19 protein-coding genes are annotated in these 18,913 nt (G+C 60.7%); 12 read left to right on the top strand and 7 right to left on the bottom strand.

Features of this window, described 5'->3' with window-relative positions; all coding sequences use genetic code 11:
• Positions 1 to 18 precede the first annotated feature (18 nt).
• Complete coding sequence (locus BLO97_RS03380; RefSeq protein ID WP_092344933.1) at positions 19 to 1,026, bottom strand: aldo/keto reductase; 1,008 nt, start codon at positions 1,024 to 1,026, stop codon at positions 19 to 21.
• Between the two features lie 92 nt (positions 1,027 to 1,118).
• Between BLO97_RS03380 and BLO97_RS03375 the strand changes: the two genes are divergently transcribed.
• Positions 1,119 to 2,021, top strand: a complete 903-nt coding sequence (locus tag BLO97_RS03375; protein WP_092344931.1) for a LysR family transcriptional regulator — start codon at positions 1,119 to 1,121, stop codon at positions 2,019 to 2,021.
• 133 nt (positions 2,022 to 2,154) lie between these two features.
• Here BLO97_RS03375 and BLO97_RS03370 read toward each other — a convergent pair whose 3' ends face one another.
• Positions 2,155 to 2,826 carry a glutathione S-transferase family protein gene (locus BLO97_RS03370; protein WP_092344929.1) on the bottom strand — a complete coding sequence of 224 codons (672 nt, stop codon included), beginning with the start codon at positions 2,824 to 2,826 and terminating at the stop codon, positions 2,155 to 2,157.
• A gap of 179 nt (positions 2,827 to 3,005) precedes the next feature.
• Entirely contained in the window at positions 3,006 to 3,758 is a 753-nt protein-coding gene (locus tag BLO97_RS03365) for an SDR family oxidoreductase (RefSeq protein WP_092141546.1), read from the bottom strand.
• Positions 3,759 to 3,885: 127 nt separating this feature from the next.
• Between BLO97_RS03365 and BLO97_RS03360 the strand changes: the two genes are divergently transcribed.
• Positions 3,886 to 4,794, top strand: a complete 909-nt coding sequence (locus BLO97_RS03360) for a LysR family transcriptional regulator (protein ID WP_092344927.1) — start codon at positions 3,886 to 3,888, stop codon at positions 4,792 to 4,794.
• A 203-nt stretch (positions 4,795 to 4,997) separates the two neighbouring features.
• Here BLO97_RS03360 and BLO97_RS03355 read toward each other — a convergent pair whose 3' ends face one another.
• Positions 4,998 to 5,339, bottom strand: a complete 342-nt coding sequence (locus tag BLO97_RS03355) for a YajG family lipoprotein (protein WP_072344635.1) — start codon at positions 5,337 to 5,339, stop codon at positions 4,998 to 5,000.
• Between the two features lie 151 nt (positions 5,340 to 5,490).
• On the opposite strand from BLO97_RS03355, the gene BLO97_RS03350 reads away from it, so the two are divergent.
• Positions 5,491 to 5,727: a hypothetical protein gene (locus tag BLO97_RS03350; RefSeq protein WP_003201330.1), complete on the top strand. Its 237-nt coding sequence runs from the start codon at positions 5,491 to 5,493 to the stop codon at positions 5,725 to 5,727.
• Between the two features lie 43 nt (positions 5,728 to 5,770).
• Here BLO97_RS03350 and BLO97_RS03345 read toward each other — a convergent pair whose 3' ends face one another.
• On the bottom strand, positions 5,771 to 6,706 hold the full coding sequence (locus BLO97_RS03345; protein ID WP_092344925.1) for a hypothetical protein: 936 nt from the start codon (positions 6,704 to 6,706) through the stop codon (positions 5,771 to 5,773).
• 112 nt (positions 6,707 to 6,818) lie between these two features.
• On the opposite strand from BLO97_RS03345, the gene BLO97_RS03340 reads away from it, so the two are divergent.
• Complete coding sequence (locus BLO97_RS03340; protein WP_092141555.1) at positions 6,819 to 7,304, top strand: thiol-disulfide oxidoreductase DCC family protein; 486 nt, start codon at positions 6,819 to 6,821, stop codon at positions 7,302 to 7,304.
• A gap of 436 nt (positions 7,305 to 7,740) precedes the next feature.
• On the opposite strand, the gene BLO97_RS03335 is transcribed toward BLO97_RS03340, so the two are convergent.
• The gene (locus BLO97_RS03335; RefSeq protein ID WP_092222022.1) at positions 7,741 to 8,928 is read right to left on the bottom strand and encodes a XylR family transcriptional regulator; all 1,188 of its coding nucleotides are present in this window, start codon (positions 8,926 to 8,928) and stop codon (positions 7,741 to 7,743) included.
• A gap of 155 nt (positions 8,929 to 9,083) precedes the next feature.
• Between BLO97_RS03335 and xylA the strand changes: the two genes are divergently transcribed.
• The 4 genes from xylA (at position 9,084) to BLO97_RS03315 (ending at position 14,421) form a co-directional block, all read left to right on the top strand.
• On the top strand, positions 9,084 to 10,400 hold the full coding sequence (gene xylA, locus BLO97_RS03330) for a xylose isomerase (RefSeq protein ID WP_063321501.1): 1,317 nt from the start codon (positions 9,084 to 9,086) through the stop codon (positions 10,398 to 10,400).
• 147 nt (positions 10,401 to 10,547) lie between these two features.
• Positions 10,548 to 11,549 carry a D-xylose ABC transporter substrate-binding protein gene (xylF, locus tag BLO97_RS03325; protein ID WP_025213958.1) on the top strand — a complete coding sequence of 334 codons (1,002 nt, stop codon included), beginning with the start codon at positions 10,548 to 10,550 and terminating at the stop codon, positions 11,547 to 11,549.
• Positions 11,550 to 11,727: 178 nt separating this feature from the next.
• Entirely contained in the window at positions 11,728 to 13,284 is a 1,557-nt protein-coding gene (gene xylG, locus BLO97_RS03320) for a D-xylose ABC transporter ATP-binding protein (RefSeq protein ID WP_092344923.1), read from the top strand.
• Positions 13,285 to 14,421: a sugar ABC transporter permease gene (locus tag BLO97_RS03315; protein ID WP_003201312.1), complete on the top strand. Its 1,137-nt coding sequence runs from the start codon at positions 13,285 to 13,287 to the stop codon at positions 14,419 to 14,421. It abuts the gene before it with no gap.
• Between the two features lie 10 nt (positions 14,422 to 14,431).
• Here the strand turns inward: BLO97_RS03315 and BLO97_RS03310 are convergent, their stop codons facing one another.
• Complete coding sequence (locus tag BLO97_RS03310; protein WP_092344921.1) at positions 14,432 to 15,040, bottom strand: LysE family translocator; 609 nt, start codon at positions 15,038 to 15,040, stop codon at positions 14,432 to 14,434.
• Positions 15,041 to 15,146: 106 nt separating this feature from the next.
• On the opposite strand from BLO97_RS03310, the gene BLO97_RS03305 reads away from it, so the two are divergent.
• The 4 genes from BLO97_RS03305 (at position 15,147) to BLO97_RS03280 (ending at position 18,863) form a co-directional block, all read left to right on the top strand.
• Complete coding sequence (locus BLO97_RS03305) at positions 15,147 to 16,052, top strand: LysR substrate-binding domain-containing protein (protein WP_092344919.1); 906 nt, start codon at positions 15,147 to 15,149, stop codon at positions 16,050 to 16,052.
• A gap of 2 nt (positions 16,053 to 16,054) precedes the next feature.
• Positions 16,055 to 17,200: an epoxide hydrolase family protein gene (locus BLO97_RS03300; protein WP_092344917.1), complete on the top strand. Its 1,146-nt coding sequence runs from the start codon at positions 16,055 to 16,057 to the stop codon at positions 17,198 to 17,200.
• Between the two features lie 473 nt (positions 17,201 to 17,673).
• Entirely contained in the window at positions 17,674 to 17,955 is a 282-nt protein-coding gene (locus BLO97_RS03290; RefSeq protein ID WP_092222012.1) for a fructose-bisphosphate aldolase, read from the top strand.
• A 389-nt stretch (positions 17,956 to 18,344) separates the two neighbouring features.
• A complete protein-coding gene (locus BLO97_RS03280) occupies positions 18,345 to 18,863 on the top strand; it encodes an isochorismatase family protein (protein ID WP_092344913.1) in 519 nt (172 codons plus the stop codon).
• The last annotated feature ends 50 nt before the right edge of the window (positions 18,864 to 18,913 follow it).

The raw sequence follows: 18,913 nt of genomic DNA, 5'->3' as shown, positions 1-18,913 counted from the left end.
GCCTGCACGATCAATTGCTCAAGCGCTCTGTGGGACATTCGTGCCCATGCCCAATGGCAGGAAGGGTCGAATTTCCTCGATTTCCTCGGCGCTGAGGCGCAGCTGCGCGCCGGCAATCAGCCCATCGACCTGCCCGCGGCAACGGGCTCCGACGATGGCACCGGTCACCACCGGCTTGCGCAGCACCCAGGCGATGGCGACTGCCGCCGCACTGACCCCGTGCCGTTCGCCGATACCGGCCAAGACCTCGACCAGCGCCAGGTTCGCGCTCAAGCGAGGCTCCTGGAAGTCCGCGCTTCGCGCCTTGCGCCAATCGTCGTCGGGCAATTGGGCGATACGTTCGCGCGTCATGCTGCCGGAAAGCAGCCCCGATTGGAGAGTGGAATAGGCCAAGACACCCATTTCCGCCTGCTCGCAAAATGGCAGGACGTCTTCCTCGATGTCCCGCATCAAGGCGGAATATGGCGGCTGAAGTGAAACGATCTCGGTCACCGCCCGGGCCCGCTTGAGCTGCGCGACATCGAAATTGGAGACGCCAATAGCGCGAATTTTCCCCTGTTCACGGGCGGTGGCCAACGCCGAAAGCGCCCTCTCGAGCCCTTCGCTGCTGCCGTCGGCAGGAAAGGCCGGCCAGTGGATCTGATAAAGGTCGATGGTTTCGACTTGCAGTCGGCGCAAGCTTGCCTCGACCTCGGCGAGCAACGATCGAGGTGCCAACGAATGTGAGATTGCCTTGGTGACCGGGTCCCAGATCAAGCTGCCCTTGGTGAACACCAATGGGCGCTGCGAAGCCGGCAGCCTACGCAACAGCTGCCCGACCAACTGCTCGGCATGGCCCAAACCATAAACCGCCGCCGTATCGACCCAGTTCACCCCGCATTCAACGGCATATTCAAGAGCACCCAGGCTGTCCTCGTCGTCCTGCGCACCCCAGCTGTATTCCCAGCCGGTGCCAGCAATGGCCCAGGTTCCCAGGCCAATGGGTGAAATCAGGAAGTCCGATGATCCAAGACGATTCTTTTGCATAGCGAGTTCTCCACAGATGATGTGGGCAGTATCCGCGAGGGATCTCATGACGATAAGATGGGTAATCGTATTTGAACTACTGAACCGTACTCATGAGTCAGCACCCCGACCTTTCCGAACTGGATGCCTTTGCCGCCGTCGCGCGCCATCGCAGCTTTCGCAAGGCCGCCGACGAGCGTGGCGTTTCGGCCTCGGCATTGAGCCACGCCATGCGAGCCCTGGAAGCACGTCTGGGTGTCAGGCTGCTCAACCGCACCACGCGCAGCGTTACCCCGACCGAGGCCGGCCACCAGCTATTGGCAACGCTGGCCCCTACCCTGCAGCAGGTCGCCGAAGCCTTGACCCAATTGACCTCGCTGCAAGACGTGCCTGCGGGCAAGCTTCGCCTCAACGTGGCGCGTCCGGCGGCACGCGCGGTATTTGCAAAAGTGCTCGCGCCGTTTGTGGCCAGGTATCCTCGCATTCAACTGGACCTGGTCACTGATGACGGCTTGACCGATATCGTCAACGGTGGCTTTGACGCCGGCGTGCGCTTTGGCGAAAGCCTGGCCGGCGACATGATCGCCGTCCCTGTCGGCCCCCCACAATCGTTCGTGACCGTAGCCGCGCCAAACTACCTGGCCACGAAGGGGATCGCCCAGGCTCCACGGGACTTGCTCGACCATGCCTGCATCGCCCGGCGTTTTCCCAGCGGCAAACTCTACGCTTGGGAGTATCAGGCAGAGGGGCAACCGATCCGGTTGTCCGTCACCGGCCCGCTCATTCTTGAAGACGATGCGCTGATGATCCAGGCAGCCAAAGATGGCGCCGGAATTGCCTACGTCTACGAGGAGCTGGCGCGCGACGACCTTCGCAATGGGCATCTCACGGAACTGCTCGCGCAATGGAAAGCGCCGCCAAGCCGGTTTTTTCTCTATTACCCCAGCCGACGCCATGTGCCGCCGGCCCTGAAAGCGCTCATCGAGTTCATCCGGGCGGACGATTGGCTAACCTGAAACCGGCAGGCAAAAATGGCCAGTTGGGGCCAGCCCATCGTTGACCTACTCAACGAGGATCAGAGCGCTTCTTGATGGGTTCGTCATGTTCCCGACTCCCGATCGAAAGGCTTGGGTTGATTGATCGCTGCGGCTAAGCGGCAGCGATCAGCGCGCCTTGTTGGCGCAGATGCGTTTGGAATCGAGCGGCATAGTCTTCGACAACGGCATCCCTTACGCTGGAGCGCGCCTCAAGCGCTTCACGCCAAGCCGAAATGCGCGGAAGGCCGTCGAAAATCTGGTGTGCGACAGTTGCGTCGATACTCTCGAAGTAACGGAAAAGCGGAGCATAAACCGCATCAACCATTCCAAAGGCCGAGCCATCGAAGAACGGCCCCACGCCTATTTCTGACTCCAGTTTGCCGAGCCGTTCGCGAAATGCGGTGCGCTTGGCATCTGCGGTCGCAGAGTCACGAGCGTGGAGAAACTGCCAGGCTTCAGCTTGCGTCTGCGACGCGAACTCGATCCACGCCCGATTCCGTGCGCGAGCTAACGCATCAATCGGGTACATCGGCGCGCCGCCTTGGGTTTCGTCGAGGTACTCGCAGATGACCATGCTTTCGAATAGGATCGCGTCTTGCGCATTGTCCTGGCGCACCTTGAGCACCGGGACCTTGCCGGTTGGCGAAACTGCCAGGAACCAGTCTGGCTTGGCTGATAGATCGACATTTATCCGATCGAATTGGATGCCCTTTTCAAGAAGCACAATCGCGGCGCGCTGTACGAATGGGCATAGTGGGTGGCTTATTAACGTAAGAGCGTTCATTGCTTTTAGTGGCTCTGGAGGGTTTATCAAGCGAAAACAGCGGCAGAGGTTTCCCCGCGTACCGCTGTTTGCACAGTCTGGATTGGACTCGTTCGTCGCTAAGTGCTGAGGCGGGCGTTCAGTATCTGATTAACTCAGCCCAGGCGATGTTGCATTCGCACAATTCTTGAGCTGCGCCCTTAGCCATTCAGCAGGCGGCCGCCGTCAAGGACGATTTCAGAGCCGACCGTCCAGCGCGACTCGTCGGATGCCAGATACAGCACGGCCTTGGCCACCTCGTCGGAGGTGCCGAAGCGCCCAAGCGGAATGGTGGCCGCGATCTCTTTGTTAAGCTGCTCGCGATAAGCTTCCGGAATACCGAGCTTGTCGTAAAGCGGCGTCTCGACGGGGCCAGGGCTCACTGCGTTGACCCGGATGCCACGGCCCAGCAATTCGGTCGAGAGCGTCTTCGACATGTTCAGCAATGCGGCCTTCGTTGCGGCATACACGGACGAGCGATCTGCGCCTGCATGCGCGCTTACGGAAGTGGTCAACACGACGGAAGCAGGATTTGCGAAGACCGGCAACAGCGCCTGCATCAGGAAGTACGGCCCTTTGACGTTGATGTCGAAAGAACGGTCGAACATCTCTTCCGTCCATTCCTCAATGGGCTGCCAGACGGATACGCCGGCATTGAGGAAGGCAACGTCGAGTTGGCCGTAGTGTTCCTTGATGACTTGGGCCAGCTCCTTTTGTGCTGCAACGCTGGCCGAGTCGGCGCGCAGCACCGGCACTTCCGGGCCCAATTCGGCCTGGGCCTTTGCAATCGAATCGGGGTTGACACCCGTTACGATCACGCGAGCCCCCTCCGCGAGGAACTGCTTTGCCGTTTCCAGCCCGATGCCACTGGTGCCGCCAGTGATAAGAGTACGTTTACCTTGCAAGCGCGACATTTGAATTCTCCGGTGAATGACGACCACCGCGGTCGACATGGAGAAATATGCGCTCATGCCTCGTATAGGATAAGACCACCTATTCGCATATGATTCATGCAAATCAGGCATGAATCGAGGTGGAGAAGTGGACCGATTTCTTTTGATGACATGCTTCGCGCGTGCTGTAGAAACTGGGAGCTTTTCGGCGGCAGGGCGCGATCTAGGGTTGGGGCAACCCAATGTAAGCCGCTATGTAGCGGCTCTGGAGGACCATTTGCAGACGCGCTTGCTCCACCGGTCTACGCGCAAGCTATCCTTGACGCCGGAGGGCGAACGCTACTATGCGGACATCCGGCGCATCCTGGATGCGGTGGATGAATCCGAATCGTCCTTCAGGAACAACGTCGAGCCATCGGGACTTTTGCGCGTAGCCTGTCCGACAGCGCTCGCACACGCGTTTGTGCTGCCGTATGTGCCGGCCTTTTTGGAGCGCTACCCTCAATTGAACCTGGATCTCCAACTCAACGATCGATACGTAGACCTGGTCAATGAAGGCACCGAACTCGCCATTCGCATAGGACACCTGGAGGACAGCGCCCTGCGCGCCCGGCCTCTTGGGTGGTACGACCGGGTCTTCGTCGCCAGCAAGGACTACTTGGCCAAACGTGGAGTACCGCAGACCCCGGATGATCTACGCGACCACGATTGCATCATCTACACCTTGCTGTCGTCCGGGGCGACCTGGCGATTCCGGGACGCGGACATTCCGATTAGCGGCAGGCTCAGGGTCAACTCGCCCGACGCTGTGAGTGCGGCGGTCGCCGCAGGCCTGGGCGTGGCGCATGGACCTGCGTGGCTGTTTGAGGGCGGGCTGAGCAGCGGGAAATTACAGTTCATTCTCACCAACCATGCGGCTCCCCCTGTCCCCGTGCAGATGGTTTATGTCGCCAATAGACTGCTCCCCACGCGGGCTATCGTGTTCATGGATTTTATGGCTGACGTGTTTTCAAGGATTCCAGCCTTGAACGGCAGCTCCCCCTTGCCGACGCTATAAGACAAAACGTGCCCCCTCATGCTTTTGCCGATCGCCGCGCGGGGGCGCGATGCCGGTCACGGCGGATGCGCTGTCCGGGCCGAAATACCGGGCTGGAGTCATCGTCAAACAAAAAAAGCCCCGCGACCGAGGACGGTGCGGGGCAAGGGAATTGGTTGGTTGCGGCCAACCAAAGGAGCACAGTGAAAAACGTTTACGGCCGGTCAGATGCATTCCTGTGCGGCGCGTTCGAAACTCGAAGGCAGGAGGTTGGAGGCCAGCAAATGTCGCTCGTAGATGAAGACCTTGCCGCCGCTGCCGGCCTTGTAGGCTTCCAGCACGTTGTCCGCCGAGACTTTGCTCGGCACCACGATGCGGTAGCTGCGCTGGGTCTGCGAGACCATCGGGTTCAAGGCACTGCCCTGCAATTTCGGTACGACGCATTCAGCGTATTGGGCCGGCGTCTTGCTGGTCTGCAAGGTCAGGGTCGGATCGTTCGGCGCCGAGGCACAACCGGCCAGCAACAACGGGGAAAACGCCAGGGGAAGCAAAAATAAAGGGCGCATGGGTGGGGTCCTGAAAATAAAAATAATGGGCTGCGTGTTCGATGGCGCTGATTTTCCAATGATTGCCGGCAAAGCAGAACTTGCATTTCGTAATGGTCACTATTACTCCTAGCAATAGTTGCAAGCCGAGAAAGATTGATGAGATATAGCCATGAGAACGTTTGATCTGATTCGCGACGCGGTATTGCCCGACTTCCGTGAGCGGGTGGCTGATTACCTGATCCAGTACGAAAGCGTGCTACTGAGCAGCACCGAACCCGACCCGGAGCTCAGGCGCGCCACGGCCAATCAACTGCGCGGTTATTTGCGCGGGTTGAACACCACTCGGGTACTGGGCATGGCGGATTGGGAGGAGCTGGATCGGCGGGTGGTGAATACATGGCTTTAGCGCCCGGCCAGTGACAGGCCGGACTTCCAGGAATGGGTTCGATTCATTGTGGCGAGGGAGCTTGCTCCCGCTGGGCTGCGCAGCAGTCCTCTTGCGGCCGCGGCCCAACGCAGGCTTGCGCCCGGTCCACCAGCCGTTGCACCCACGCGGCATCCTGATCATTGATCACCCCATAGCGGTTCGGCGGTAGAAAATTCCAGTGATGAGCGGCCTCTTCCAGGCGCTTGAGCTCATCGGCGGACAGCCAGTACGGCGTCTGCACCAATGGCATCCGCGCACCGTCGAAACGTCGGCCCAACTGCAGGTTCGTGCCGGGGGCGAAAGCGATCGCCAGTTGCTGACGGGGTTGCAGGAGCTTGTTCGGTGCGGGCATTTGCCCTACTCGCCCGTAGCTGAAGTCGCCCGAAAACTGCTCCTTGAGCACCAGCCAATGCCCCGCCGCGGTCTTGGCCAGAATCCATTGCGATATACCGCTGTCTTGCACGCACTTCAACTGGCCGTCGGTCCATTGCATGAGGGTGTTGCAGTCCGGGTCATAGTCGTTGGACCACAGGCTGATGCCGGAGACCAGGGTATGGTGTTCGAGTTCGACCAGCCCTTGATCGGGCATCGATTGCCAAAATCGCTTGGTCGGGTCGCGCTTATCGCGCAAGTAGTTATGCAGGCCCCAGGCAGCCATGAACAACAAGGTGGCGAGCACAAGCCAGCCAAGGGAATCCCCGATGATTCGGTCAAGGTCGACGCCTGGGGCGGATAACCCTTGATAGACCAGCAGCCCCAGCAGAAACGCGATGCCCGGCAGCACCGGGCCCAGGCACAGAGGCGGCACCAGCACCATGATCCAGCTGAAGCGATGCATGGTCGCACGCTCCCGCGCCCAGGCCAGCTCCTGCTCCAGCATCGGCACCCGCTCTCGTGGGCCGATGCCAGGGTCGGGGGTCTGGAAGCGCATGTACAGGGTGTAGGTGTCATCGCTCATGGATCGGATCATGCCCTTGAAGTCATCATGGTCGAGCAACCCTCCGGGTCGCCCCTTGACGCTGGAACACGCGTATTATCCGGGTAACCAGGCGCCATGTAGACACCCATTCATGTCCATCTCCCAAACTCGCCCCACACCCGCGCCCTTGCTCGAGCCAGGCGAGACAGTGGTCCTGTTCGACGGCGTTTGTAAACTGTGCAATGGCTGGGCGAAATTCCTGATCCGCCATGACCACGCCCGACGCGTGCGGTTGGCCTCCGTACAGTCGCCAGAAGGACAAGCCTTGCTTGCCTGGGCGGGCCTGCCCCTGCATCAATTCGACACCATGGCCGTGGTTCGCGATCAGCATTACTGGGTGCGTTCGGATGCGATTTTTGAAGTCGTAGCCCTATTACCCTGGGCCTGGCGCCTGGTGAAACTGCTGCGTTACGTCCCCCGCAGGCTTCGGGACTGGGCCTACGATCGCATTGCCCTGAATCGTTATCGGCTGTTTGGCAAATACGACGTGTGCCTTTTGCCGAACGCGGATCATGAGCGGCGTTTTTTGAAGATTCCCACGCCTGGGACCTACCCGGCGGAACGGATCGATATTTAGCCCAGCAAATAAACGGGGCCGCTTCGCGCCCCAGCGGGAGCAAGCTCCCTCGCCACGAGAGCGGTTCGGCAGTGGGTCAGTTCATCAGGAGCAGAGCTGTTTTTTTGTGGCGAGGGGATTTATCCCCGTTGGGCTGCGCAGCAGACCCTAAGGCATCCACTCAATCAACCTGACGCACCGGTATGTCAGGTTTCGGGGCCGCTCCGCGCCCCAGCGGGAGCAAGCTCCCTCGCCACAAGAGCGGTTCGGCAGTGGGTCAGTTCATCAGGAGCAGAGCTGTTTTTTTGTGGCGAGGGGATTTATCCCCGTTGGGCTGCGCAGCAGACCCTAAGGCATCCACTCAATCAACCTGACACACCGGTATATCAGGTTTCGGGGCCGCTTCGCGCCCCAGCGGGAGCAAGCTCCCTCGCCACGAGAGCGGTTCGGCAGTGGGTCAGTGAGTTGCTGCATTGGCCCCCTGCTGATACTCCCGAGGGGTGCAGCCGAACTCCCGGCGAAACACCGTGTGCAGGTACTGCGCCGATTTGAAGCCGCAATTCTGGGCGATGTCGGCAATCGGCGAGTGGGTGTTTTCCAGGCCATTGGCGGCGGCGGCCAGTTTGAAGCGCAGGATCTCGTCGTGGACGCTGCAGCCCCGCTCCTTGCGAAAGTGCGATTCCAGCGATGAGCGCGACACGCCCACATAGGCCGCCACCTGGGCCGTCTTGATGCCCTGGCAGGCGTATTGGCGGATGAAGAGCAGTGCCTGCATGACATAAGGGTTGCCCAACGGCTGATGCAGACTCGACACCTGCACATTGATCGCATCCGGCGGTATCAGAATCTGTGTGCCCGTGGACGGCATGCCGTGCAGCATTTGATGGAGCAGGCGCGCGGCGGTGCGGCCCATGGTTTCGGTGCCCTGGATCACCGAGCTCAGCGGCACCCGCGTCAGGCTGCGGGTCAGGGGATCGTTGTCGATGCCGATCAACGCCACTTCCTCCGGTACGGCGATTCCGGCGGTCAGGCAGGCTTGCAGCAGTTGCCGGGCGCGGGCGTCGCTGACGGCGATGATGCCGATGGGTTTGGGCAGGCTTTGCAGCCAGGCGATCTGCTGTTCGACGGCGCTGTCCCACAGCGGTGCGCTGGTGCCCATGCCGCGATAGACCTCGGCGTGCAGGCCATCGCGCTGCACCAGCCGGCGAAAGGCTTTTTCCCGTTCCTGGGCCCAGCGATTGGCTTGTGCTTCAGGCAGGCTGAAACAGGCAAAACGCGTCAATCCGGCCTCGATCAGGTGCTCGTAGGCCAACGTCATCAACGCGTCATTATCGGTGGCGACATAGGGGATGCCTTTCGGGTAGGCGCGTTCATCCTGATAGGAACCGCCCACCGCCACCACCGGCAGCTTGATTCCGGCCAGTGCCTCGCCAATCAGCGGGTCGTCGAAGTCGGCGATGATCCCGTCGCCCTGCCAGCGCTCGATGCCTTTCAAGCGACAGAGGAAATCCTCCTCGAGGAACAAGTCCCAGGACGCACGGGTGCTGCTCAGGTAGTTGCCGATGCCGCTGATGATGCCGCGGTCGTAGATCTTGCTGCCATTGAACAACAGTGCGATGCGGTGAACGGGCGGGACGGTTTTCATTGGTTTAACCCTGGGCCGATGCACACAGACTAGGCGCGCAAGCGATGAACCTCAATACTCAAAATCGAACGCCCTGTTGGTGATTTTCATAATCAGCAGCCTCGGGGCCGGCGTTAGTATCGAGACACCGCCAAGAATAAAAAAGGAACTCGCCCATGTCGTACTTCCCCGCTGTCGACAAGATTCGCTACGAAGGCGCCGCCAGCGACTCGCCGCTTGCCTTCCGTCACTACGACGCCAACAAACTGGTGCTCGGTAAACCCATGCGCGAGCACCTGCGCATGGCGGTCTGCTACTGGCATACCTTCGTCTGGCCGGGGTCGGATGTGTTCGGTGCCGGTACCTTCAAGCGCCCGTGGCAGCACGCTGGGGATCCCATGGAAATGGCCATCGGCAAGGCCGAAGCGGCCTTCGAGTTCTTCTCCAAGCTGGGCATCGACTACTACTGCTTCCACGACACCGATGTCGCCCCCGAAGGCACTTCGCTCAAAGAGTACCGCGAACACTTCGCCCAGATGGTCGACCACCTGGAGCGCCATCAGGAACAAACCGGGATCAAGCTGCTGTGGGGCACCGCCAACTGCTTCAGCAACCCACGTTTTGCCGCAGGTGCCGCCAGCAACCCGGACCCGGAAGTCTTCGCCTGCGCCGCCGCCCAGGTGTTCAGCGCCATGAACGCGACCCAACGCCTGAAGGGCTCCAATTACGTGCTGTGGGGCGGTCGGGAAGGTTACGAAACCCTGCTCAATACCGACTTGAAACGCGAGCGCGAGCAACTGGGCCGTTTCATGCGCATGGTGGTCGAGCACAAGCACAAGATCGGCTTCAAGGGCGACCTGCTGATCGAGCCCAAGCCCCAGGAACCGACCAAGCACCAGTACGATTACGACAGCGCCACGGTGTTCGGCTTCCTGCAACAGTTCGGCCTGGAAAACGAGATCAAGGTCAACATCGAAGCCAACCACGCGACCCTGGCCGGGCATAGCTTTCATCATGAGATCGCCACGGCCGTCTCGTTGGGGATCTTCGGCAGCATCGACGCCAACCGGGGCGACCCGCAGAACGGTTGGGACACCGACCAGTTCCCCAACAGCGTCGAAGAGATGACCCTGGCCACCTACGAGATTCTCAAGGCGGGCGGTTTCACCAACGGCGGGTTCAACTTCGATTCCAAGGTGCGGCGCCAGAGCGTGGACGAACTCGATCTGTTCCACGGTCATGTGGCGGCCATGGACGTCCTGGCTCTGGCGCTGGAACGCGCGGCAGCCATGGTCCAGAACGACCAGCTCCAGCAGTTCAAGGACCAACGCTACGCCGGTTGGCAGCAGCCGTTCGGCCAAGCGGTCTTGGCCGGTGAATTCAGCCTCGCCTCACTGGCCGAGCATGCCTTCACCAACGAGCTGAATCCCCAAGCCGTCAGCGGTCGACAGGAGATGCTCGAGAACGTGGTCAACCGGTTTATCTATCCCTGACAACGGGCAGAGCTGTGGTGCTGTGAGGTTGTTACATTCTCGCGACAAATCTCTGCCCACAGCGCTCGGCGACTCTCTACAGTTCTATCCGCACCACGCTCATCGTCAGGCAGTGTCTTTCAAACAACAATAAAAGGACGCACCACCATGAAAACATTCAAACGCACGTTACTCGCTGGCGCCCTCGCCCTGCTCTCGCTGCCGGTCATGGCCGATGCGGCCCATCCGAAAATCGGTTTTTCCATCGATGACCTGCGCCTGGAACGCTGGTCGCGGGACCGTGACTACTTCGTCGCGGCGGCGGAAAAACTCGATGCCAAGGTCTTCGTCCAGTCGGCCGATGCCAACGAGCAGAAGCAGATCTCGCAGATCGAAAACCTGATTTCCCGTGGCGTCGATGTGATCGTCATCGTGCCGTTCAACGCCACCGTGCTGACCAACGCCGTCGCCGAAGCCAAGAAGGCCGGGATCAAGGTCGTGTCTTATGACCGACTGATCCTCAACGCCGACATCGACGCCTACATTTCCTTCGATAACGAAAAGGTCGGCGAGATGCAGGCCAGTGGCGTGCTGAAAGCCGCGCCCAAGGGCAATTACTTCCTGCTCGGTGGCGCGCCCACGGACAACAACGCCAAGGTTCTGCGCGAAGGCCAGATGAAGGTGCTGCAACCGGCCATCGACAAGGGGGATATCAAGATCGTCGGCCAGCAGTGGGTGAAGGAATGGAACCCCACCGAAGCCTTGAGCATCGTGGAAAACGCCCTGACCCGGAACAACAACAAGATCGATGGCATCGTCGCCTCCAACGACGCCACCGCCGGCGGCGCCATCCAGGCCTTGGCCGCCCAGAAAATGGCCGGCAAGGTGCCGATCTCGGGCCAGGACGCCGACCTCGCAGCGGTCAAGCGCGTGATCGATGGTACCCAGACCATGACCGTCTACAAGCCGCTGAAGCTGATCGCCTCCGAAGCCGCCAAGCTCTCGGTGCAACTGGCACGCAACGAGAAGCCGACCTTCAGCTCGCAATACGACAATGGCAGCAAGAAAGTCGACACCATCCTGCTCACGCCAACCCCGTTGACCAAGGACAACATCGACCTGCTGGAAAAGGACGGGTTCTACACCAAGGCGCAGATCGCCGGGCAGTGACCCAACGCTTGGGTTAAACACAGTTCCTGTGGGAGCGAGCCTGCTCGCGATGACGGCGGCACATCCAATATTGATGCAAGCCGAGCCACCGCTTTCGCGAGCAGGCTCGCTCCCACAGGGGGCTGATTGACTTCAGGGTTCCTGCGTATGTGTGAGCCCTTTTCCACGAGCCTTCGCCATGTCCGACTACCTGCTGCAAATGAACGGCATCGTCAAAACCTTTGGCGGTGTCAAAGCCCTGAACGGCATCGACATCAAGGTCAGGCCAGGTGAGTGTGTCGGCCTGTGCGGTGAGAACGGCGCCGGCAAATCCACGCTGATGAAGGTGCTGTCGGCGGTCTATCCCTACGGCACCTGGGACGGTGAAATCCTTTGGGACGGCCAGCCGCTCAAGGCGCAGTCCATCAGCGAAACCGAAGCCGCCGGGATCGTCATCATTCACCAGGAGCTGACCCTGGTCCCCGACCTGTCGGTGGCGGAAAACATCTTCATGGGCCACGAACTCACGCTGCCCGGCGGGCGCATGAACTACCCGGCAATGATCCACCGCGCCGAAGCCCTGATGCGTGAACTCAAAGTGCCGGACATGAACGTCTCGCTGCCGGTTTCGCAGTACGGCGGTGGCTACCAGCAACTGGTGGAAATCGCCAAGGCACTGAACAAGCAAGCGCGGCTGCTGATCCTCGACGAGCCCTCCTCGGCCCTGACCCGTTCGGAAATCGAGGTGCTGCTGGACATCATCCGCGACCTCAAGGCCAAGGGCGTCGCCTGCGTCTACATCTCCCACAAGCTCGATGAAGTGGCCGCCGTGTGCGACACCATTTCGGTGATCCGCGACGGCAAGCACATCGCTACCACCGCCATGACCGACATGGACATCCCGAAGATCATCACCCAGATGGTCGGACGGGAAATGAGCAACCTCTACCCCACCGAACCCCATGACGTCGGCGAAGTGATTTTCGAGGCGCGCCACTTCACCTGCTACGACGTCGACAACCCCAGGCGCAAACGGGTCGACGACATTTCATTCGTCCTCAAGCGTGGGGAAATCCTCGGCATCGCCGGGCTGGTCGGCGCCGGCCGCACGGAACTGGTGTCCGCGCTGTTCGGCGCCTACCCCGGCCGCTACGAAGGCGAAGTCTGGCTCAACGGCCAACAAATCGACACGCGCACGCCGCTCAAGTCGATCCGTGCCGGCCTGTGCATGGTCCCCGAAGACCGCAAGCGCCAAGGCATCATTCCGGACCTTGGCGTGGGGCAGAATATCACCCTGGCCGTGCTGGATAACTATTCGAAACTGACCCGCATCGACGCCGAAGCCGAACTGGGCAGCATCGACAAGGAAATCTCGCGCATGCACCTCAAGACCGCGAGCCCGTTCCTGCCGATCACCAGCCTCTCCGGCGGCAACCAGCAAAAAGCCGTGTTGGCGAAAATGCTCCTGACCAAACCCCGCGTGCTGATTCTCGATGAACCCACCCGCGGCGTGGACGTCGGCGCCAAGTACGAGATCTACAAGTTGATGGGCGCGCTGGCGGCCGAAGGCGTGTCGATCATCATGGTGTCCTCGGAGCTGGCCGAGGTGCTGGGGGTTTCCGACCGCGTCCTGGTGATCGGCGAAGGCCAGTTGCGCGGCGACTTCATCAACCACGAACTGACCCAGGAACAAGTGCTTGCCGCCGCGCTCAGCCATCCCGATGGCCATAACAATAATGATCGGAAGTCCGCGTAGATGAATCAGGTCAAACAGCTGTTTTCCCGCTACAAAATGCTCGCGCTGGTGATCGCCGTGGCGCTGATCTGGCTGTTTTTCAGCTGGCAGACCGAGGGTGGGTTCGTGACCCCGCGCAACCTCTCCAACCTGCTGCGGCAGATGTCCATCACCGGTATCCTGGCCTGCGGCATGGTGCTGGTGATCATCAGCGGCGAGATCGATTTGTCGGTGGGTTCATTGCTTGGGCTGCTCGGTGGCCTGGCGGCGATTCTCGACGTGGTCTATCACATTCCGCTGCTGGCGAACCTGAGTTTGGTGGCCCTGTGCGGCTTGGTGATTGGCTTGGGCAACGGCTACATGACCGCCTACCTGCGTATCCCGTCGTTCATCGTCGGGCTGGGTGGCATGCTCGCGTTTCGCGGCGTTCTGCTGGGAGTAACCGGCGGCACCACCATTGCCCCGGTGTCACCGGAACTGGTCTACGTTGGGCAGGGTTACTTGCCGCACACGGTCGGGACCGGGCTCGGCATCCTGCTGTTCGCCCTGACGCTGTTCCTGACTTGGAAACAGCGGCGCAACCGTGCCCTCCATGGCCTGGCGGCCCACTCTCTGGTGCGTGACGTATTGCGCGTGGTGGTGATCGGCGCAGTGCTGGCGGGGTTCGTCTATACCCTCAACAGCTACGACGGCATCCCGGTGCCGGTGCTGCTCCTGCTGATCCTGCTGGGCGTATTCAGCTACGTCACCAGCCAGACCGTGTTCGGCCGACGTGTCTACTCGGTGGGCAGCAACATGGAAGCCACGCGCCTGTCCGGCATCAACGTACAGGCCGTGAAGCTGTGGATCTTCGGCATCATGGGCGTGATGTGCGCCCTCGCCGGCGTGGTCAACACCGCACGCCTGGCCGCTGGCTCACCTTCGGCCGGCAACATGGGCGAACTCGATGCCATCGCCGCCTGCTTCATCGGCGGCACCTCCATGCGCGGCGGCTCCGGCACGGTCTACGGTGCTCTCCTCGGCGCGCTGGTGATCACCAGCCTGGACAACGGCATGTCCATGCTCGACGTCGACAGTTATTGGCAGATGATCGTCAAGGGCAGCATTCTGGTGTTGGCGGTTTGGGTGGATGTGAGTACGCGCACGGGGCGGCGTTGACGCGTACTCGTCACTTGCTGGCAGACGCCATCAGCACGCCGAACCCCAGGAAGGTAATGCCCGACAGTTTGCCGACGATCCTGGCGCCCTGGCTTGAAGAGAGCCAGCCCCTGGCGCCATTGGCCATGAGCGCATAACCGGAATGCACCAGTACGACAAGCACGCTATAGGACAACACCAGCAAGAAGAACTGGCTGTAATAGTGATCCAACGGCTTGATGAACTGAGGGAACACGGCGAGGAAGAAAAACCCGGCCTTGGGGTTGAGCAACTGGATCGACAGCGCCTCGCCAAATCGCCGCCACGGGCGCGTGGACGTGACCGTGAGTTCGGGCCCGAAGCGTTGGGTGCGCCACATCTTGATGCCCAGGTACAACAAGTACAGCGCGCCGATGTATTTCAAAAGCGTGAAGGCCGTCGCCGAGGCGGCCAGGATCAACCCCAAGCTGCTGGCGCAGATACCCGCCACGATAAACGCGCCCGACGCGATCCCGAAGATGCCCGGCAGTGCACCGCGACAGCCATGGCGCAAGGCATTGGAAATCGTCAGCACCACACCGGGGCCCGGGCTGAGCACCGTCAGGGTCGCCAGGATCAGAAAAAGTCCGTAACCGGCCATGCATCACTCCACATTGAAGGCGAATTGCTGTGGCCTTCAGGGTGGCGTGGCACCGGGACGCTGACAAACGCTTTAATTGCGACTCATATGTGACTAAATTAGACACATGATCGCCAACCTCCCACCGTTGAACGCCGTCCGCGCCTTCGCCGCTGCCGCTCGCCACCAGAGCTTCAGCCGCGCCGCCGAAGAACTGCACGTGAGCCACAGTGCCGTCAGCCGCCACGTAAAGTTGCTCGAAGAGCGCTTGGGCGTGCTGCTGTTCGAGCGTCGAACCCGACAGTCTTTGCTCACGCCTGAGGGGAAGGCGTTTTACGAACAGGTCAGCGAGGCGCTGACACAGATCGCCAACGCCGCTGCCGCCCTGACCCGCCGTGCATCCCAGCGCAAAGTGATCATCAACGTGCGCCCGTCCTTCGCCGTGCGCTGGTTGATCCCTCGGCTACCGGATTTCGTGGCGCTGCATCCGGACATCAAGCCCGAAGTGGTCACCAGCACCAGACCACCGGACCCGTCACGAGAACCCTTCGACGTAGTCATCCGCCGTGGACGCGCCGGATGGTCAACCCATGTGCAGCCCACGGCATTGCTGGAAGACGACCTATTGCTGGTCGCCGCGCCATCATTGCTGCAAAGCGTGCCGATAGAAAACACCCACGACCTGGCCCGGCACACATTGCTGTCGGGCAAGACCCGCAGCGGCGATTGGCAAGCGTGGACAGTACACGCGGGCATCAGCCCCTTGCACAACTCGCCAACCCTGCAATTCGACCACATGCATCTCGTGCTGCAAGCCGCCGTCGATGGGCTAGGCGTGGCGTTGTGTCCGGCTTCGCTATTGGGCAAGGATCTATCCAACGGGCGCCTGACCTGTCCGCTGCCGTCATTGCGCCTGCCGTTGTCCCGTTACTATTACGGTGTGTCTCGGGATGCCGCGGTTGACGCGCAGTTTTTTGTTGATTGGCTGTTTTCTCAGATCCGGCTGCCGACCACCGCTCAACCGAAGGCGTAATCATGCTCATCGAACCTTTCTCCATCGACATCCCCGACAGCGCCCTTGAAGACCTTCGGCACCGCCTGCTGAACGCAAGGCTGCCAGAGCCCTTGGCCGAGCAAGGCTGGAGCGAAGGCATGGACATGGATGTGCTACGAGAACTTCTCGCACATTGGTCGACCGCGTTCGATTGGCGTGCCCAGGAAGCCGCGCTGAATCGCCTGCCGCAGTTTGTCACCCACATCGACGGGCAAAGGGTCCATTTTATTCATCAACGTGGCACCGGCCCGAAGCCGATGCCGCTCATCCTCACCCACGGCTGGCCCGGCTCGTTCATTGAGATGCAGCGCATCATCCCATTGCTGACGGACCCGGCCCGCCATGGCGGCGATCCTGCGGACGCCTTCGATGTGGTGGTGCCGTCGCTGCCCGGCTACACCTTCTCCGCACCGTTCCAGCAATCCGGCAGGGGGCCTTACGAGGTCGCCGGTTTATGGGGTGAGTTGATGACGGGGCTAGGCTATGACCGATTTGGCGCCCAGGGTGGGGATATTGGTGCAGGCGTTTCGATGTGGTTGGGCGTGCGTTTTCCAGAGCGGGTGACCAGCATTCACCTCAATTACATTCCCGGTTCCTACCGCCCTCCCCTTGGCGAAACCGAGCCCGCGCAGACAACAGCAGAAACCGCCTTCCTGCAACGTGCAGGGGCATTTGCCGATGCCGAAGGCGCCTACGCACACCTCCAAAGAACCAAGCCACAAAGCCTGGCCGTGGGTCTGAATGATTCACCGGCGGGACTCTTGGCGTGGATGGGCGAAAAGATCCTGTCCTGGTGCGATACCCGCCCCGCCATCAATCGAGAGTGGTTGCTGACCAATGTCACGCTGTATTGGCTGACGAACTGCATCGGCTCGTCGTTTCGCCAGTATGTGGAAGGTGGCAAGCGGCCGTTGCTGTTCAACCACAGTGAACGGCTGAAACCACGGGTTGGGGTCGCGCTGTTTCCCAGGGAACTGCCTATGCCGCCGAGGAGCTGGGTGGAGCGATGCTGCGACGTGCAGCGTTGGACCGAGATGCCTCGGGGTGGTCATTTTGCTGCGTTGGAGCAGCCGGAGTTGTTGGCGGAGGATATCAGGGCGTTTTTCCGGCCATTGCGTCAGGTGTGACGGCCTGAACTGGCCGTCCTAAAATCTCGTAGGAATTTACCTCCCGTGGCGAGGGAGCTTGCTCCCGCTGGGTTGCGAAGCAGCCCCAAATCGGCCACCGCGTTTCGCCAGGTACACCGCAGGCACCGGTTTTACGGCGGCTGCGCCACCGAGCGGGAGCAAGCTCCCTCGCCACAAGGGGCTGGGGCGTCCTACAGGTCGGTTGTGGGTGCTGGTATCGACTTCTATAGTTGGCTCGTCGCCGGCTTTGGCCGGTGATTGGGTTTCGCAGCCCGAATGAACAAATCTAGATACCGTCAAATGAAATTCAGGCAAACTTGCCCGCTTTCATTTTATGGCGGTTGCGCGCGGGAGACTTTCGGGTCTGCCGAGTTTTAGATTCGTTCCTCGGTCTGCGAACCCTCGCGCAACTGCCACCCATATGATTCGCAGCAGAAAGGTGGCGATTCTTTCTATCGAACGAGTACAACCTTATGACAACGAATCAAGCATCTGCCCGCTTCACGCCTCTCACCCAAACCGCCACCGCGCACCCCGTCCTGCTGATCGACACCCAAGCCCCACTCCCCGAACTCCACGCCTGCGCCAGCGAACGCCTGCACGCCACGCTCGATTACCTGACGCTGGTCGCCTGCACCAGCCTGCGTGATTCGGCAGAGAACGACATCGCCACCATCACCAACGTCGCCCGGATCCTGGTGCAGGATGTGGCAGACGTGTTCGGCGTGATCGAACGGCGCGGACTAGAAGACTAGCCAACCCCTGTGGCGAGGGAGCTTGCTCCCGCTGGGTTGCGAAGCAGCCCCAAACCAGTCACCGCGTTTCGCCAGGCACACCGCAAACACCGGTTTTACGACTGCTGCGCAGCCGAGCGGGAGCAAGCTCCCTCGCCACAGTGTCCACCCATCCAAACAGGGGCCGCATATATCTGCGCAAGCAAGGCTTGCCAATCCGGATCGCCTCCAGTTATCGTCAGGCCATGAATCATTCTCAGATGACCTCGACCACCACAACCACGACCGCCCAAGGCGGGTCGTGCGAGATGTCGTGAGTCGCTGACAAACGAATCCCAAAGGCCCGCCAGTGATGGTAAGGGCCTTTTCTTTTGCTCTTGCGTCGCTGGCCCACACGCAAGGAAAGCACCATGCACGCTCTGTTGATTCTCGATATGCAAGTTGGGTTGTTTCACGGCCCGGATACCCCCTGGGCCGGCGAAGCATTGCTAGACACGTTGAATGGCTTGCTGCTCAAGGCCCGGAGAGCTGGCGCACCGATTTTCCTGGCTCGCCACGTAGGCCCGCCTGGCTCGCCCATCGAGCCTGCAAGCCCGCTGACGCAACTGGTGCAGGAACTGCAATTGGAGGGGAACGAAATCATCTTCGAAAAAAACCGCCCCAACGCCTTCACCCAGACGGGCCTGGCAGCGCGGCTAAAGGCTTGCGAGGCTGAAGGCCTGGTCATCACCGGTATGAAAACCCAGTATTGTATCGACAGCACCTGCCGAGCCGCTCGGGATCTGGGGTTCGATGCGGTATTGATCGCCGACGGTCATACCTGTTCCGACACGCCTGAATTGAAGGCAGAAATGATCGTTGCCCATCACAACGCAACCCTGGCAGGCGCCTTCTGTCGTGTCGTTCGCGCTGAAGACTGGCGCTTCTAAACTCCATCAGAAGATCGGCTCACGTCGGGCCGGTCTTGTTCAACAAGCGG

The sequence above is a fragment of the Pseudomonas sp. NFACC05-1 genome (genome assembly GCF_900100135.1).
GTDB classification, from domain to species: Bacteria; Pseudomonadota; Gammaproteobacteria; order Pseudomonadales; family Pseudomonadaceae; genus Aquipseudomonas; species Aquipseudomonas fluorescens_Q.
The sequence above is the reverse complement of the archived record's forward strand: the minus strand, read 5'-3'. Positions and strand labels throughout refer to the sequence as shown.

Coding starts and splice junctions, on each gene's coding strand:
- xylA (WP_063321501.1), top strand. CDS start 9,084: ATGTCGTACTTCCCCGCTGTCGACAAGATTCGCTACGAAGGCGCCGCC.
- BLO97_RS03280 (WP_092344913.1), top strand. CDS start 18,345: ATGCACGCTCTGTTGATTCTCGATATGCAAGTTGGGTTGTTTCACGGC.
- BLO97_RS03305 (WP_092344919.1), top strand. CDS start 15,147: ATGATCGCCAACCTCCCACCGTTGAACGCCGTCCGCGCCTTCGCCGCT.
- BLO97_RS03310 (WP_092344921.1), bottom strand. CDS start 15,040: ATGGCCGGTTACGGACTTTTTCTGATCCTGGCGACCCTGACGGTGCTC.
- BLO97_RS03300 (WP_092344917.1), top strand. CDS start 16,055: ATGCTCATCGAACCTTTCTCCATCGACATCCCCGACAGCGCCCTTGAA.
- xylG (WP_092344923.1), top strand. CDS start 11,728: ATGTCCGACTACCTGCTGCAAATGAACGGCATCGTCAAAACCTTTGGC.
- BLO97_RS03370 (WP_092344929.1), bottom strand. CDS start 2,826: ATGAACGCTCTTACGTTAATAAGCCACCCACTATGCCCATTCGTACAG.
- BLO97_RS03335 (WP_092222022.1), bottom strand. CDS start 8,928: ATGAAAACCGTCCCGCCCGTTCACCGCATCGCACTGTTGTTCAATGGC.
- BLO97_RS03315 (WP_003201312.1), top strand. CDS start 13,285: ATGAATCAGGTCAAACAGCTGTTTTCCCGCTACAAAATGCTCGCGCTG.
- BLO97_RS03375 (WP_092344931.1), top strand. CDS start 1,119: ATGAGTCAGCACCCCGACCTTTCCGAACTGGATGCCTTTGCCGCCGTC.
- BLO97_RS03340 (WP_092141555.1), top strand. CDS start 6,819: ATGTCCATCTCCCAAACTCGCCCCACACCCGCGCCCTTGCTCGAGCCA.
- BLO97_RS03380 (WP_092344933.1), bottom strand. CDS start 1,026: ATGCAAAAGAATCGTCTTGGATCATCGGACTTCCTGATTTCACCCATT.
- BLO97_RS03365 (WP_092141546.1), bottom strand. CDS start 3,758: ATGTCGCGCTTGCAAGGTAAACGTACTCTTATCACTGGCGGCACCAGT.
- BLO97_RS03345 (WP_092344925.1), bottom strand. CDS start 6,706: ATGAGCGATGACACCTACACCCTGTACATGCGCTTCCAGACCCCCGAC.
- xylF (WP_025213958.1), top strand. CDS start 10,548: ATGAAAACATTCAAACGCACGTTACTCGCTGGCGCCCTCGCCCTGCTC.
- BLO97_RS03350 (WP_003201330.1), top strand. CDS start 5,491: ATGAGAACGTTTGATCTGATTCGCGACGCGGTATTGCCCGACTTCCGT.
- BLO97_RS03290 (WP_092222012.1), top strand. CDS start 17,674: ATGACAACGAATCAAGCATCTGCCCGCTTCACGCCTCTCACCCAAACC.
- BLO97_RS03355 (WP_072344635.1), bottom strand. CDS start 5,339: ATGCGCCCTTTATTTTTGCTTCCCCTGGCGTTTTCCCCGTTGTTGCTG.